At 43.8% G+C, this 16969-nt stretch carries 12 protein-coding genes; 7 read left to right on the forward strand and 5 right to left on the reverse strand.

The genetic code is table 11. The features are described from left to right. Positions 1-735 precede the first annotated feature (735 nt). The 4 genes from R7P72_RS09655 (at position 736) to R7P72_RS09670 (ending at position 7786) form a co-directional block, all read left to right on the forward strand. On the forward strand, positions 736-2373 hold the full coding sequence (locus R7P72_RS09655) for a methyl-accepting chemotaxis protein (RefSeq protein ID WP_054700793.1): 1638 nt from the start codon (positions 736-738) through the stop codon (positions 2371-2373). Positions 2374-2839: 466 nt separating this feature from the next. After that, positions 2840-3979 carry an efflux RND transporter periplasmic adaptor subunit gene (locus tag R7P72_RS09660; RefSeq protein WP_213907075.1) on the forward strand — a complete coding sequence of 380 codons (1140 nt, stop codon included), beginning with the start codon at positions 2840-2842 and terminating at the stop codon, positions 3977-3979. 2 nt (positions 3980-3981) lie between these two features. After that, positions 3982-7143, forward strand: coding sequence for an efflux RND transporter permease subunit (locus R7P72_RS09665; protein WP_132936549.1), 3162 nt, complete (start codon positions 3982-3984; stop codon positions 7141-7143). Between the two features lie 187 nt (positions 7144-7330). Continuing rightward, a complete protein-coding gene (locus R7P72_RS09670) occupies positions 7331-7786 on the forward strand; it encodes a MarR family winged helix-turn-helix transcriptional regulator (protein ID WP_017635039.1) in 456 nt (151 codons plus the stop codon). Between the two features lie 44 nt (positions 7787-7830). On the opposite strand, the gene R7P72_RS09675 is transcribed toward R7P72_RS09670, so the two are convergent. After that, the gene (locus tag R7P72_RS09675) at positions 7831-8787 is read right to left on the reverse strand and encodes an AEC family transporter (RefSeq protein WP_005388415.1); all 957 of its coding nucleotides are present in this window, start codon (positions 8785-8787) and stop codon (positions 7831-7833) included. Between the two features lie 601 nt (positions 8788-9388). Between R7P72_RS09675 and trpS the strand changes: the two genes are divergently transcribed. After that, positions 9389-10411 carry a tryptophan--tRNA ligase gene (gene trpS / locus R7P72_RS09680; RefSeq protein WP_025766897.1) on the forward strand — a complete coding sequence of 341 codons (1023 nt, stop codon included), beginning with the start codon at positions 9389-9391 and terminating at the stop codon, positions 10409-10411. Between the two features lie 84 nt (positions 10412-10495). On the opposite strand, the gene R7P72_RS09685 is transcribed toward trpS, so the two are convergent. Together R7P72_RS09685 and R7P72_RS09690 are read right to left on the reverse strand one after the other, a co-directional pair. Next, positions 10496-11452 (reverse strand): hypothetical protein, encoded by a 957-nt coding sequence (locus R7P72_RS09685; protein WP_054575121.1) that lies wholly within the window; start codon positions 11450-11452, stop codon positions 10496-10498. Further along, entirely contained in the window at positions 11449-12777 is a 1329-nt protein-coding gene (locus R7P72_RS09690; RefSeq protein WP_047100810.1) for a sphingomyelin phosphodiesterase, read from the reverse strand. Before R7P72_RS09690 ends, R7P72_RS09685 begins: the two co-directional genes overlap by 4 nt. 291 nt (positions 12778-13068) lie before the next feature. Between R7P72_RS09690 and R7P72_RS09695 the strand changes: the two genes are divergently transcribed. Beyond that, positions 13069-13335: a hypothetical protein gene (locus R7P72_RS09695; RefSeq protein WP_017634954.1), complete on the forward strand. Its 267-nt coding sequence runs from the start codon at positions 13069-13071 to the stop codon at positions 13333-13335. Positions 13336-13490: 155 nt separating this feature from the next. Further along, positions 13491-15119, forward strand: a complete 1629-nt coding sequence (locus R7P72_RS09700; RefSeq protein ID WP_054575122.1) for a methyl-accepting chemotaxis protein — start codon at positions 13491-13493, stop codon at positions 15117-15119. 125 nt (positions 15120-15244) lie between these two features. Here the strand turns inward: R7P72_RS09700 and miaE are convergent, their stop codons facing one another. Together miaE and R7P72_RS09710 are read right to left on the reverse strand one after the other, a co-directional pair. Continuing rightward, positions 15245-16015: a tRNA isopentenyl-2-thiomethyl-A-37 hydroxylase MiaE gene (miaE, locus tag R7P72_RS09705; RefSeq protein WP_047100806.1), complete on the reverse strand. Its 771-nt coding sequence runs from the start codon at positions 16013-16015 to the stop codon at positions 15245-15247. Positions 16016-16112: 97 nt separating this feature from the next. Then, a complete protein-coding gene (locus R7P72_RS09710) occupies positions 16113-16877 on the reverse strand; it encodes a hypothetical protein (protein ID WP_005378247.1) in 765 nt (254 codons plus the stop codon). Between the last annotated feature and the right edge of the window lie 92 nt (positions 16878-16969).

The following is a 16969-nucleotide window of genomic DNA, read 5'->3' on the forward strand; positions in this document are numbered from 1 at the left end:
CGTACCGGTACGCTAACATTAGTTTAATCGTTGAATGGTTGATGTAACTTTGAGAAATCTATGTTTTCTCATATTGATATGAAAAAGTTCCTTAAACGAGTTTAGCTTCAATGTGTATGCTGCACCAGATTTGTTTAGCAACATCATTCTTTTCTGAAGATGTAGCAAGACTTTGTGACTAGGTTGCATTATTTTCTTTAATGCGTCTCTTGAGAGGAAAATAGCAAACTTTTTTATTGCCTTGGCGCTCAAGAAAATCTGAATCGTTCACTGTGCTACTGGTTAACTTCGAAAACTTGTAAGCATCCTGTCTGCCAACATCACGACTAACATCATAAAGGAGTACCCTTAAACACGTCAGATAAACAATGGTTTTTTTGAGCTTTAGAAGAAATGTTCGGACCTTTGCATATTCCGCGGTGGTGCTCAATCCAAGAACTGTGTTTTGTATGTGTTCTCAGTAAATCATTGATTCGATCTATTCTTCAAAATGTGGTCCCTTTTAATTCACTTTCTGTTACATATTTTTCGTTTTGAAAGAGCATTTTAATTTGCATATTTTGAAAAGATCTATTTGTTAAATTTTCTATAAAATCAACTAATTGTTGAAATTAGAACCCTTGTCAAAAAGTCATTAGATTTCATGTTGAATAGTCTATTTTACCTAATAGTATACTCTATTTGTTTGATATAATTTTCGGCAGTTTGTATACCATAAATAAAGAGAGTCTATTCATGTTCCAGAACTTAACGATCAAGCAGAAGATAGTGATTCCGCTGTCATTGATTATTGGATTGTTTATTGTGAGCTCTGTATTAAACGTTATGACAGGTTGGAAGCAATCTGAATTGAGTGAGACACTCAACGAACAGATCGTGCCGAACTTATTAACGATTGAGGATGCTTACCGCGATCTTTACCAAGCTACATCTGCAATCCAAGGTGTTGCTCTTTCTGATACTCAAACCGATATTGATCACCACATCGGTGAATACAAAGACAACGCATACAAAGCGCTGCCGCGTATGGAACAAATGATTGAGCTATCGCAAGCCGGTGTGACGCCTTCTACACATGGTAATGAAGTTCGAACGCTTGTCTCTTTGGGTGAAAAATGGTTAGCAAGTTATGAGGCGATGCTACGTTTACCTCAATCTCAATGGCGTGGTTACTACAATGAGCACAAACATACCTTTGAAGACCAATTTATCGAGGTTAGAGCGCAGCTTAACGTTGTAAAAGATGCAATAGAAGAAAAGCAAAGCCAATTGAAGGACGAAATATCAGCGGCTGCAACAAGAGCAGAACTCATTCTTGAGGCTGGCATTGTGATTGTTATTTTTGCCGCTATCGCGATGGCTTTTTTGTTGTTACAAACGGTTGTGAAGCCTATCAATGATATTAAAAATGCGATGACAGAAATTGCGTCCGGTGAAGGTGATCTAAGTCAGCGAATCGATGTAAAAACACAAGACGAAATTGGCAATTTAGCAGACGCATTTAACCAGTTTGTGTCCAAAATTCAAATGACAGTCGCTCAGGTAATTGAAAGCTCAAATACCTTACGTAACGAAATGGCAAATCTTAGCTCGTTGACCACGACCATCGCGAACTCGACCGTTTCTCAGCAAAAAGATAGCGAGGCGGTAGCGGCGGCAGTGCATGAAATGCAAGTCACCAGCAGAAATGTAAGCGATAGCGCTAACGAAGCTGCGGTTGCGAGCCAAACAGCGAATGATGAACTTACCAATACCAATGTTATTTTGGATCAAACGGTTAGCTCAATTCGTAGCCTCGCAAGTGAAATCGAAAGCGCAAGCCACGTCATTAACACATTGGATCATGATGTGAGTAACATTGCGTCCGTACTGGATGTAATTCGTGGTATTGCCGAGCAAACAAACTTATTAGCGCTTAACGCAGCCATTGAAGCGGCTCGCGCTGGAGAGCAAGGGCGAGGCTTTGCTGTGGTAGCGGACGAGGTTCGTTCTTTAGCCAGTCGTACGCAACAGAGTACGGGAGAAATCCAAACCATGATTGAAAAGCTACAATCTGGTGCAGGACAAGCTGTAGAAGTGATGCGCGGTAGCCAAAATAGCAGTGATGAAACGATCAAGTCCGCTGGCCGAGCGAGTGAATCCCTTTCTGAAATCTTGAACGCGATTTCACGTATGAACGAGATGAATACACACATTGCAACGGCTGCGAGCCAGCAAAGTACAGTAAGTGACGAAGTAAATAGCAACGTACAAGGCATTGCAGACAGTAGCACTTCAATTGTGGAAATCGTAAACCAAGCGCAAGCTTCTTTAGCCATGTTGTCAGAGCAAACTCAACGTTTAGATCATCAGGTCAGTCAGTTCAAAGTATAAGCTTGAGAACAGCAATCTCACTGACGAAATAACCCGCTTCTTAGCGGGTTATTTTTTAGATAAGTGGCGAACCTGACTTGTGAAATTTCGACTATATTTACATTCCTTTCTCACTTTAGTTCGTATACCAGAGTGGGCAAATAACCCTAGACAGCGGTAACAAACTCTGTACAGCGTGATGATGCTTTTATCATCACTTTTGCTGCTTTTTAACCATTGCAATTGCACACAGGAAAATGTGATTTCCAACCCAAAATCTTCAAATTTGAGAACTTCATAACACCTTTACCATAAACGTTTTTCGTAAGCGTATAGAACTGTAAATTTTGTTGTATGTACAACACTGGGTATTTATCATCCTAATTAATTTGTTCTGGATATACATCCATTAGTCATTATTAAGTCATTCTAGAAGCTTTTAATAAGGAATCTTGAAGGCTTGTCGGTAGATAAGAGAGAAAAATTCATGAGACGTAAAACCACGCTATCTCTGCTGATTGCGTCGAGCCTTTTTGTGGTTGGATGTCAACCTAGCGAAGAAGGATCGAGCCAAGGTGGGGGGCCTGCGCCCGTAACCGAAGTAGAAGTGTTAACAGTGCAGCCAACGCGCCAAGCATTGACAGTAGAGTTGCCGGGTCGTAGCAGAGCATTCAAAGAAGCAGAAGTTCGTCCGCAAGTCACTGGCATTATTTCGGAGCGAAATTTTGTTGAAGGTGGCCTTGTTGAACAAGGACAGTCGCTATATCAAATTGATGATTCATCATTTCAGGCGGATTTGCTGAGCGCTGAAGCGGAATTAATTCGTGCGCAAGCTGCGGCAGAGTCGACCTATGCCACGGTGAAGCGTTACAGAACCTTGATCACCAAAAAATCCATCAGCCAACAAGACTTGGATGAAGCAGAAGCGGCATACAAAGAAGCGAAAGCGCAGGTCCTAGTCGCAAAAGCCAAGATCAACACAGCAAAAATCAACTTAGATTATACGCAAGTCAAAGCTCCGATTAGCGGGGTGATCGGTAAATCGAGTGTGACAGCGGGTGCGTTGGTTACGGCTAACCAAGCTGCCAAATTAGCGACCATTCAGCAGCTTGACCCTATCAATGTTGATATTGTGCAATCATCCGCGCAACTGCTGCGTTTGAAAGCATCACTCTCCCAAGGCCATATGCAAGAAGATGACTCTGCGCAAGTTACATTGATGCTTGAAGATGGCAGCACTTACGAACACAAAGGCGCAATGAAATTTACTGAGGTCAATGTGAACGAAAGTACGGGCAGCGTGACGCTTCGTGCCGAATTCCCAAACCCTGACGGTTTGTTGCTACCTGGAATGTTTGTTCGTGCGACGGTCATTACTGGTGTCGACCCTGATGCGATTCTAATACCACAAAATACGGTATCTCGTGATGCGACAGGTAAAGCGACAGTGATGACGGTTAATGGCGAGAACAAAGTGGAAGCGAAACCAGTGAAGACTGCCGAAGCGATCAATAGCCAATGGCGCATTATTGATGGTTTGAACGCGGGTGATAAAGTCATTACCGCCGGTTTACAAAAGGTAGGGCCAGGCAGTTCGGTAACTATCCAAAACGGTGAACAGGAGTAATCATGGCACGATTTTTTATCGATCGTCCGGTATTTGCTTGGGTTCTCGCGATTCTAACGATGTTGGCGGGGGTAATGTCATTATTCAATTTACCCGTCTCGCAATACCCAACGATTTCACCGACGACGATCACCATCAGTGCTCGCTATCCAGGTGCATCAGCAAAAACCGTTGAAGACTCGGTAACGCAGGTTATCGAGCAAAACATGACAGGATTAGATTACCTTCGCTACCTATCATCGAGCAGTGATGCATTTGGTAATGCGACAATTACCCTGACGTTTGATAGCGAAGCTGATCCTGATATCGCGCAAGTACAGGTGCAGAACAAACTGCAATTGGCATTGACTTCATTGCCGATGGAGGTACAAAACCAAGGTATTGTCGTCAATAAATCCAATACGGCATTTCTCATGGTTGTCGCAGTTTATTCTGAAGATCCTGACTTTACAGAAAACGATATCGGCGACTTTGTTGTAACGAATATTCAAGACCCGATAAGTCGTGTAACTGGCGTAGGACAAGTGCAGGCGTTTGGTGCGCAGTATGCGATGCGAGTTTGGCTGGATCCATTTAAGCTTACGCAATTCAACTTGACCGCGATCGACGTAGCAAATGCAATCAGTGAACAGAACGCGCAAGTTTCTTCAGGTCAACTTGGTGCGGCACCTGCGCAGGAGGGTCAGTTGTTGAATGCTACGATTTCTTCTGCAAGTCGTTTGAGCAGTGTAGAAGAGTTCCAAGACATCATTCTTAAGTCCGACGCCAGTGGTTCGAATGTTTATTTGAAAGATGTAGCTCGCGTTGAGCGTGGTGCAGAAAGTTATGATATTCGAGGCCAATATAATGGCTTCCCAGCATCGGGGTTAGGTATTTCATTAGGTACTGGCGCAAACGCGCTTGAGACAGCCAATGCGGTAAAAGAGCGCTTAGAACAACTGAGTGCAACGTTCCCAGAAGGGTTGCAGATTGCTTACCCATTTGAAACAACACCATTCGTCAAAGCCTCGATTCAAGAAGTGGTTAAAACGCTATTAGAAGCTATTCTTCTTGTGTTCTTAATCATGTACCTGTTCTTGCAGAACTTCCGTGCGACGATCATTCCAACGATCGCAGTGCCTGTCGTGTTGCTCGGAACCTTCGCTATTTTGTACGCGACTGGATTTAGCGTAAACACGTTAACCATGTTCGCGATGGTTCTGGCTATCGGTTTGCTGGTGGATGATGCCATCGTTGTGGTGGAAAACGTCGAGCGTGTGATGCATGAAGATGGTTTAGAGCCCAAAGAAGCGACCAAAAAATCGATGGGGCAGATCACTGGTGCCCTGATTGGTGTGGGGTTGACGCTTTCAGCGGTATTCGTCCCTATGGCGTTTATGTCTGGTTCTACCGGGGTTATTTACCGTCAGTTCTCGATAACTATTGTGGCGGCTATGACGCTTTCCGTTTTGGTTGCGATAATTCTGACTCCGGCATTGTGCGCTACGTTGCTGAAAAAAGGCGATGCTGAGCTTCTAGAGAAGAAAGGCTTCTTTGGCTGGTTTAACCGCAAGTTTGATGCGATGACAGCAGGCTATGAAACCGGCGTTGCCAAACTTCTAAAACGCACAGGTCGCATGTTGGTTGTATTTTTGGCAATGAGTGCAGGTGCTGGCTGGTTATTTATGAACCTTCCAACGTCATTTTTGCCAGATGAAGACCAAGGCACAGTATTCTCAATGGCTATTTTGCCGCCTAACTCAACACAAGAACAGACGGAAAAAACACTTGAGAAAATGCGTGACTTTTACCTAGTAGACGAAAAAGACAATGTAAAATCCGTCTTCTCTGTTGCGGGCTTTAGTTTCGCAGGTCAAGGCCAAAACATGGGGATGGCATTTATCGGCCTGAAAGATTGGTCTGAGCGTGAAGCGTCTGGCGCTGATGCGGCTTCCATTACGGGCCGAGCGATGGGGTACTTCTCTACCATTAAAGAAGCTTTGGTGTTTGCGTTCGCCCCTCCAGCGATTCAAGAGCTAGGTAACTCGACAGGTTTCGATTTCTATCTCCAAGACTCGTTGAATAAAGGGCACGATGCATTAGTTGCGGCTCAAGGGCAACTTCTGGGCATGGCAGCACAAAACCCGAAACTTGTCGGTGTTCGTCCAAACGGTCAGGCAGATGCGCCAATGTACAAAGTGAACATTGACCACGTCAAACTTCGTGCTTTGGATGTCAGTATCAATGACGTAAACCAAATCCTGTCAGCTGCATGGGGCGGGGCTTACATTAACGATTATATTGACCGCGGTCGTGTGAAGAAAGTGATGGTGCAAAGTGATGCGGAATACCGCATGCAGCCAAAAGACTTCGATTCATGGTACGTACGCAACGCTAAAGGAGAGATGGTGCCTTTCTCTGCTTTTGCGAGTGGCGAGTGGACCTATGGTTCTCCTCTTTTGCAGCGCTTTGATGGTTTGCCAGCAATGAACATTCAAGGCGGCGCAGCCCCTGGTGTAAGTACTGGTGAAGCCATGAAAGAAATTGAAGCAATGGTAGAAAAGCTACCAGAAGGTTTCACGGTGAACTGGAATGGTATTTCGTATGAAGAGCGCCTTTCCGGAAACCAAGCGCCAATGCTATATGCGCTATCTATCCTCGTCGTATTCTTAGTTCTTGCCGCTTTGTATGAAAGTTGGTCAGTACCTTTCGCCGTGGTGTTAGTTGTTCCTCTTGGTGTGCTTGGTGCTGTGCTTGCGGTAATGACGCGCAGTATGGATAACGATGTGTTCTTCCAGGTGAGCTTATTAACGACGGTCGGCTTGGCAACCAAAAACGCCATTCTGATTGTTGAGTTTGCAAAGGACTACTACGAGAAAGGCGCTGGGCTTATCGAAGCAACCCTGCATGCCGTTCGTGTTCGTCTGCGCCCAATTATCATGACATCGCTTGCTTTTGGTTTGGGTGTGGTACCACTTGCTATCAGTTCAGGTGTGGGATCGGCAGGTCAAAACGCAGTAGGTACCGGCGTACTTGGTGGCATGATCAGTGCCACGATATTGGGTATATTCTTCGTCCCAATCTTCTTTGTAGTGGTTGAGCGATTGTTTGATCGACGTGCGAGAAAAGAGTCGGAGGCAGAGTTGTCTGAGACCAGCACTAAACCCACTCAGCAAAGCGAGTAGGACTTGGTTGTTTTAACTGAGTTATACTAGTGATAATAAACACGATTAAAGGGCGCTTCGGCGCTCTTTATTTTATGTTTTCACTTGGTGGTTACCGTCTATGACGCGAGCCTGAAAGACGGCGTGTTGTGTGCAGTATCAGCACAGCCTTTTCGGCCGAATGAAAGCCTAAAGAAGAAAAACGACGATGAAAGATCAGAAAATTTCCCCAATTTCCGTTTTGGATCAAAGTCCTATGTTTGTTTGTGGTGTGATGCAGCGCATGTACCGCAATCGTGCCCAAGCTGAGCTCTCTCGGCAAAATTTGATGACACTAGAAATGGCAAGTGCACTGGCCGCTTTAGAAGAATTTCAGCCTATGAGCCAGCAAGCGTTAGCTGATGCGGTTCGAACTGAGCGAAGTGTAGCAAAGCGGATGGTGGACAATCTGGAAAAGAGAGGGTTTGTTCAAGTTTCTAAAAGTAAATCGAATCAGCGCCTTAAAATGCTAAGCATGACAAAAGAGGGGGCAAATGCTTTAAAGCAAGTTCATCAAATCATGACGAATTTACAGAAAGAGTTTTTTTCTTGTTTGTCGGAATCTGAAGCGAGTGAATTTTTTCGTCTGGTAAGAAAGCTCACTTTTGCGAATCACGACCAGTAACTGACATCAATGCCGTCTAGCGTCTTTATTTTATCGCTGGCCAATTATATTAAGTTGTAGAACTTAAGAAATAGGATGCCCAACGTACAGGTCACGGTAGAAAGCACCGTAGTGAGTGCGATGATATTTGCAGCTAACGTGGCATTGCCTCCCATGGAACGCGCCATGACATAGCTGGCAGCAGCGACTGGAGAGGCGTTCATAAAGAAAAGAATACCTAGCTCAATTCCTCGAAATCCTACTAAGTAAGCTCCCATGGTGATGATGACTGGCGCTACGATGAGCTTGTAACTGCTCGCAAACCAAGATGGACCTTTCTCTTTTCTCATCAAGCTAAAATCAAGTGAGCCACCCGTACACAACAGCGCCAAAGGCAATGTCATTTTGGACAAGTAGTCTCCTGCGTCAATAACCACATTCGGTACTGGAATAGCGAGTAAATAAAAAGCCATTCCTAGAACAATGGAGATTATGAGCGGATTCCTAGTCAGTGTTCGGCCCATCATCTTTGCTGCTTGCGAGGCAGACGTTGCCCCCTTGGGCGATAAGCAAATTACCGCTTGGACGTTATAAATAAATGTGGTGACCGCGACATAGAGAGCCGCTAACGCCACACCTTGAGAACCATACGCATTGGCAACGTAAGCGATACCAATAATACCTGTATTTGCTCGGAACCCACCTTGGATGAGAACGCCTTGGTCAGGCGACGCTTTGAACAGAAGTTTGACGGAAAGGTAGGTGAAAATGAAAAACGAAATACTAGCGATGACGCCGAAATTGACGAATCCACTTGCCGCGGAAAAGTCGTGTTCTGAAGCCACAATGCTGACAAATAACATTGCAGGCAAGGTAACTTGAAACACCAGTTTAGAGCCTACTTCGATAAAATTATCGTTGATTAGACCAAAGCGCTTAAAAAGAACGCCAAGTACCAACATCAAACAGATAGGTCCGGTTATCGACAAAGAGAATTGCAACTGATGTAAAACAGCTTCCATGTAAGTATCCGCAGTAAAAGAAAAAAGTGTTCCTGCTGCCTATTAAGCCACAAACCCGGAGGGTAGGACAGTAACGTGATGAAATTTTCTTCTGTTGTAGGTTCCGGAGTCATTTACACTCCAAGTTATGGACGAGGTCCCAATTTAACAAAGCGGTACTGGTCCTACGTGCGATATGTTGGTTAACTCGTTGTCGTGATGCATCCACATGCGTATTAGATGTGAGGGCTGGTCATCGTAGTTATGGATAGGAGTTCATCAATGAAAAGGAAACACAACAAAACTGTACTGTGTGCGTTTGTCTCTGGTTCGGTATTTGGTGCGGTTTTGGTCATTGCGATGTCTTTACCAATGTAATCCTCTTAATTGGCTGTTGGAACACTCACACTAATTCAGTACAAAACAGATTGAGTTCTGCGGTGTGTGCTGTTAGTTTAAAAAACATGAAAATACACGTTCGCCCTTCATTAACAACCTTCTCTTGGTGGCGCTCTAAATAGAGCGGCGCGGAATACTTACATTCTTAAGCTGCTGGATGGTAGCTAAGAGTGTTTGATCTTTTTATCTCCAGTAGCGATCTATTAAATACTTGGAGACAAATATGAATAGCCATAAAAATACATCTCAGCGTGAAATTATACTTACCGGAGATCGAGCAACAGGTCCATTACACCTCGGGCACTATATTGGTTCATTGCAACAACGAGTCAAATTGCAAACGGAGCACGAGCAAACGATCTTGGTTGCGGACATGCAAGGGCTGACGGATAACGCGCATAACCCATCAAAGGTATCCTCTAATATTCTCAATGTCGTTGCAGATTATTTGGCTGTTGGTATCAACCCCGCTCAAACGACGATCACGTTGCAGTCTCAAATTCCAGCGTTAGCCGAGTTGACAATGTATTACAGTAATCTTGTTTCTATCGCACGATTAGAGCGAAACCCTACGGTTAAAAATGAGATTCAAAGTAAAGGCTTTGAACGCTCTATTCCCGCAGGCTTTTTAACGTATCCAATTTCTCAAGCTGCTGATATTACGGGGTTTCATGCGACGCTAGTACCAGTGGGTGATGACCAGCTGCCGATGTTAGAGCAAACTAATGAAATCGTGAGAAAAATAAACCACCTGGGTGGAAAAGAGGTTCTTAGGGAATGCCGTCCATTACTTAGCGATGCACCTCGTTTGCCGAGTACTGACGGTAAAAATAAGATGTCTAAAAGCATGGGGAACGCAATCAACTTAGGCGCCTCCGAAAAGGAGATTTCCGCGGCAGTGAAATCTATGTATACCGATCCCAATCATCTGAAAATTGAGGACCCTGGCCAAGTCGAAGGGAATATTGTATTCATCTACCTCGATGCTTTTCATCCTGATAAAAATTATGTCGAACAGCTAAAAGACCATTATCGACGAGGTGGATTAGGTGATGGTTTGACCAAGAAAGTGTTAGAAGAATGCTTACAAGAGATGCTTCGCCCTATTCGAGAAAAGCGCGCTATGTATTTGAATGATAAAGCGCAGCTGATTGATATTTTAAAACAAGGTAGTGAGCGTTCTCGCGAGAAAACCGAAAAAGTGCTATTTGATGTGAAAGATGTATTTGGTTTAAATTTGTTCTGAATTAAAAGTAGAGAGTTGAACATAAGGCACGACGGCTGGTTAGCAACGTGCCTTTTTAAGTTCCCAGTCAGTCAAAGCGCATTATTAAGAAGAAAAAAATTCACGACGAAAATCCGCGACTTCTTGTTGGTAATAGCTTTGCCATTCCGGTTCTGACAAATGTGAATGGCTAGAGGCTCTTTGCGTTCTTAGTTTGGACTCAAGTTGCTGTAATGCTTGTTGATAATCTTTGACTCGTTTTTTTTGCTCTGTAATTTGCTGCTGACGAGCATGAATGTTTTTACTTTCTTCTTTCGTTAAGTAAGTTCGTTCTAGCTCTGCGATGAGCGCCAAGCGATCTGGTAGGCTTATACTATTAGGAATCAGGGTGACCGCACGCTCATATTTTTCCTGGTCGCTTGTTAGCCCGATAGCACCTGCATGTTCTTGCCAGTCAATGGTGAGTTGCTCGAAAGCTCGCAAAAAGTTATCTGGGCTTTGAGTGTCCAGCTTTTGGGCTTCTAAGTTGAAATCGTACAGCGCGAACTCATCCGCGAAAACAACATCAGCCAATTCTCCCCAGATGCGTCTTGCTTCGTTCTTCAGCTGTGCAATACGCGACGCCAGTGATTGCTGCTCATCAAATAACAAATTTCCTACACTCTCTTGCCATTGGCTGCTGAGCTGAGGGTAGTTCGCCAAAAGCTGGAATCGAGCTGAAGATAAATGCGCCTCAAACAAGGCGACCTGCTCTTCACAACTACGGTTCAACATACACTCTTGCCAAAACGTCTCAAGTTGGGCGACAAGTTTCCTGCCTTTGAGTTGAGTTAATCGCTCAGTCGTTATTTGAACTGTGGAAGGGAGCTTAGCTGTTTGTGGTGAAGTATCTGTATCGGGCACGATGCTGCTTGTTTGTGGTGATGTACTGGAGACACTCTGATTTTTTGTCTTAGGGGAAGGAGAGGAAGCGAGCTCTTCTTTTTGAACATCGTGACTGAAAGTTAAAAATATCATGCCCGCCATAATGGCGGACATGATTATCAAAGCGATTTTCTTCATGGCTTGATTGTTGCGCTTACTGGGAAATGGTCAGAAAGGTTATAGTGTTTCCATAAACTCTCTGCGGTTGTGCGCGGCACGTCTACACGGTTGTCATTGAATGATTTCACCCCGTATTCACTACTCACCATAACATAGTCAAGGTATTCCACGTTTTCGCCACCTGATAACGCTTCACCTGCGAAGTTATTGATACGGGGATCAAAGGTTGACTCCGTGTAACCAGAGTAGTGAGGCTCTATGGCACTTAAGTTAGCGATCATTTGTTGGTAGTCACCAGGGAACTTTCTTTTGTTTACGTTAAAGTCGCCGCTGTATACCACAGTTTCGCTCGAAGGAATGTCAAGAGATTGGGCGAGTGCGCGGATTTGTTTGAACTGGCGCTGACGATACTCACGGGCGGTGTCTGTATCGAAAGATGCGGTATGGGTAGCAAACACATGGTAAGCCTGACCACCTTTAATTATTTCCGCATAATTTACGCCTTTATCGGCAAAGCAGTCTGTACCAGAGCAATCGGGAAAGACATATTGCGCTTCATTCACGATAGGGTAGCGACTAACTATGATTACGCCACCATCATGAATATTAACGCCTTCTTTATCTAACATCTTTGTTTGGTAAGGATATTCCTTGGCTAACTCACGTAAGAATGCTTCACGGCCGCTGGCAAACACCTCTTGCAGCGCCAAAACATCGTAACCTTTTACATGTTGAGGAATCAGTTCGTAACGATCTCCAATGTGCGATGCAATAGCCGTCAACGCCCAGATGTTATAAGTCATCAACTTAAGGTTTTGTTCTTCGTTGTCGACAGACTCCGCTACCTTGCTTGGCGTGATGGTGTAGTAAAGATCATCATATCGAGCGGTACTGTCTGACTTAAATGCCAGTTCGGTTTCTCTCGTACCAAAAGCGTTAGTGTTGGCACGATGAATGTTACGATCATCTTTGAGAGATAACTCGACATCGGCTGCGGATAAGCCGTATTCAATGGTCGAATTGTACCAATGGCCTTCCATTATTTGATTGAGTGTTATGCTTTCACCTTCGGGGCTAGAAACCACAGTTTCAAAACGGTAAGTTTGATTTGATTTCACGCCCTCCCAGCGGTTGAAGCTTAATACAGATTTAGTTTCCCACGGACCAAGTACCTGCACATGTTGTTGCCACTCGTCTCCGTATTGAAGCAAATCACTGCCTTCATGTTTTACTTGAATAGTTAACGGTTGATCAGAGTTATTCGTTAGGTAAACGTCGGTATCTGCAATGCTGGGTAACGCTATCAAGCTACTTAATAAAAGGCTCCACTGCGAAAATTTCATCTTATTTTTCCATCATTTGAACTAGAGCAATCATTCTTGTTTATAAATGTTACTTGCACGTTAAATATGGATGACATCTAAGCCAGCGCTGAAAATTGTTATCAGAATGTGATCTTTATTCAATGGTGAGAATGGGGATATTGAGTGTGTGGCCGTTAAAGCGGTGGAAAATAGTACCAACAGTCAACGAATTGCATTCACTGCAATCAAGCTGTCATCTTTGCTCTATAAGTTGTGCGGCGTCATTCATCTAGCTATATGGCTAGAACTCAAATTGATAGATGGAGCACCATGGCTAGAGCAGTAAATCCAACCGATGAAACCATCATTAAATTGTTACAAGAGCAAGGTTTGATTAGAAGTGAAGCAGAAGCGCGTTTAAAGAAAGAGGTGTACCGCTTGCAACCTAATGAGATAGCAAAAGTAAAAAATTATGCCCAGCATTTTGGGATAAATGCGAAAGAAAAGCTCATCGATGAGATCTTGGATCTGCGCCGAGAAGCGCTCATGAAAAGATGTAGACACAATACGGAGCATGCGAGCCTATCTCTAAAATAGCATGTGATAAAACTATCAATTACTGGTCAAGATTTGATCTCTCAAGCCGATGTATATAAGAGCGTTCAATGATATCGAGCGCAAAAAACAGTGTGTTTTAGAGGTTAAGCTTTCACTTAAGTGAGAGGTTTGGAAAGGCTGCGGGGAGAAAGTGCATGCGTATTAAAGACTTAAGTGTCGTAAAGAAAATATCGGTTAGTTATTTAACCGTTTTTGCCGTGTTTGGTTTAGTGTCAGTAATGTTGGTGCAAGGTTTGTTAACACTGAATAAAGACATTTCAGTGTTAACAGATAAAAGTTTACCTTCTGTTGCGATTTTGAAAGGTATCCAAGTTGATATTACTAAAGTGCGTAAAGATGAGTTCTCTTTATTGCCAAACGCAAATCACCCCAAAATTGGTGAGTGGTTAAAAGGCCTCGACCAATGGCGTTCTGATGTGCAGGCTGGTATTGCAGAATACGAAAAGCTCGACCTTAATAAGCGTGAAACGCAGTCCTTTAGCGTTTTTAAAGAAACTTGGAATCAATACATCAAAGAAACGAAGACTTACAACGTATTGCTAAGCCAAGGCGATGCTGAAAGTGCAAATGATGTAATTTTATCAAGTTTCGATACCTACTCAAAAGCGTTGAGCAGCTTGGATGATACCCTCGCGTTGAACGATGAGTTGGTGAGTTTGATTGGTGAAGAAGTACAAAGTGAAGCGGCATTTACACAATACAGCGCTGCTGTTGGTGCGCTTGTCGTCGCATTGGTCATGGTAATGTCTGCCATGCTGCTTTCTCGAGTCATTTGCGGGCCTGTTGATCGAGCATTGGAATTCGCTTCTAAAATCGCCAAGGGTCAATTGAATAATCAAATCGACGAAAGTGAATTGAGCAAAGACGAGTTAGGAACGTTGCTTAAAGAGCTTGTCGGTATGCAAACAAACTTACATTCGCTGGTTTCTGAGATTAATGACTCAACGATTCAGCTAACGGCAGCAGTAGAGGAAGTGAGTGCTATTTCTTCTCAGACCGCCTCTGGTATGCAAAATCAACAAATTGAACTTAGCTCGGTGGCTTCTGCGATGACAGAGATGCAAGCTGCTGTAAGTGAAGTGGCACAAAATACCGAAGTTGGCGCAACCTCTGCTTATTCGGCTGCGGAAGTGGCAAAGCAAGGAACGGCGACGTTACAACAAACTATCGCAGTAATTGAGCGTGTATCACATACGATCCAAGAATCAGATGAACTGGCACGTGAGCTTGAATCGAGCTCAAACAATATCAATGTGGTCGTCGATGTGATCCGCGGGATTGCCGAGCAAACAAACTTGTTAGCACTGAACGCCGCAATTGAAGCCGCTCGGGCTGGTGAACAAGGACGTGGGTTTGCTGTTGTGGCAGATGAGGTTCGTTCTCTGGCGCAACGCACTCAAGACTCCACTTCACAAATTGTGGAAATTGTTAATCAGCTACAAGAGAGCAGCAGTAAAATAGGGCATTCAAGCCGTGATTGTCAGGAGGGTATTTCTCAGTGTGTTGAGCAAGTTAATGACGCTGATAGCCAGATAAAAGAAATTGAACATTCTGTCGATAACATAGCGCAAATGAGCACACAAATCGCAACGGCGTGCAGTGAGCAGAATTCTGTATCCGAAGAGCTGAATCGCAGTGTGGAGCATATTAATAGTGCTTCAACAGAGATGGCTGAGGGAGCTTCACAAACGGCTGTGGCTTGTCAGCAGATTAGTAGCCTAGCGCACAACTTGAAAACTCGAATGGGTTCATTCCAGCTCTAGTTGTTGTGTTTCAGCTTTATTCCTAACCTCATTGCTACAATAAATAAGCCGGACGAAATGTCCGGCTTATTTATTCTCTGTCTATATAAGTTCAGAGTATGCTCAACCTTGGGAGAATATGCTCGCTAGGCTGGGATACCACTGTGAAACTTAAAATCTGTATCTGGCGTAGAAATTAAATCTGCCTCTATACGTCCAAAGTAGGCGATGCGCTCGCTGATATCTTTGCCTGCGATTTGCTCCGCTAATACAAGATAATCCTGGTAATGGCGTGCTTCTGAACGTAATAAAGAAATGTAGAACTTTGCGATATCGTCATCCATATGTGGTGCTAGTTTGGCAAAACGCTCACAAGATCGAGCTTCGATGTACGCACCAATGATGAGTTTATCGATCAGCGTTTCCGGCTCATGAGTCTTCATATGCGAAATCAGTCCTTTAGCATAACGACTTGCTGGAATATTTTTGTACTCAATTCCACGACTTTCCATGATCTCTAAAACTTGATAAAAGTGGTGTAACTCCTCTTTTATCAAAAGCACCATCTTATCGATCAAATCTTGGCTATATGGTGAGTCGGACTTAGCCATGATTGCCTTAGAAATATTGCTCTTGCCTTTTAAAGTTTCCAATGAGCCTACGTTACGGTAAGCAAAATCTTCGTAGGGCTTAAACCAGTCAAGTAGAGCATGTGAACTGGATTGATCAACGGCATACTTACGAATTAAAAACATGGCAGATTGGCCAGCTTTTAGTTCGCACAGTAGGTGGTCTAACAAAATGGTTTGAAGGTTCTCTGGTTTCTTTGCTTCCTCTACCCATTCATCAGGTGTACTGCATTGCAGAAATTGGTTAATGGGAGCAAGAAGATCTTGATAGGCGTCTAGATTCATCATTTTAGTTTTAGTACTTCACATTTTTATTGGGCATATCCGTTGTCTTGCGGATAGAAAAAAGGCTGCAATTGCAGCCTTTCTTGACCTGAAGTGAATGTTACCACTTTTTCTTCTCGCCGAAGAGTGCTTCCATGTCATTGTCACGCTCTTTGTCAGCAATCTGCTGCATTTCAGCATCGCTTTTATCTTGGCGCTTTTTATCTAAGTCACCCAACATCTCTTCAAGCTTTTGTTTCGCTTGAATAGAATAAGGATCGCTCTTAGTGCTCAAAGCATCGATACCTTTACGCAGCAGTTGAAGCGCGGTGCCTGGTTGACCACGAGCGATAGAGTCGTTTGCTCTTTTGATGACATTTTCAATGTTGATGCGAATTTGCATCGTTTCCAAGCGCGCATTTTCGGTGACGTAGGTCTGGGTATCTAATCGGCCTTTGTTGTGCTCGTTACGGATAGTGTCGCGAAGTCGTTTAACCAGCTTAAGCATGACGATAGCTTGTTTATCACTACTCGGCATCTTGAAAGTGGTACTCTCGCCAGTAGGGCCATTCTCTTTTAGCTGCGTAATCTGCTGCTTCATATTTTCGATACGTTGAGCAAGTTGCTTGTTCTTCGGGTCCAGCTCATGCATGCTCTCTAGCGCGTCAAGAATGCGATTGTTTAGACACAACAACAGCTCTTTACTAAAAGGGATATGGTGCGCATGACCAATCAACTCTTCAGTACCATCTATCAAGGCTACATATCGTGCTGATTCCTGCCTTTTTGCGGTTTCAACTTTAACCTTATATTGCAACATAATGTTATAGCCTAGGATTAACACCAGTAGGATGGCTACCAAAGCGATTATTAAACCAATATTCATATCTTTGCGTCTGCTTTACTTTTCTGCGGCTAGCGTTAAAGAATACATGAATCTTATCTTACTCGGCACCTTATTTGTTTGATTATTTTGTC

It is taken from the genome of Vibrio sp. Vb0888 (genome assembly GCF_033338835.1).
Taxonomy (GTDB): Bacteria; Pseudomonadota; Gammaproteobacteria; order Enterobacterales; family Vibrionaceae; genus Vibrio; species Vibrio alginolyticus.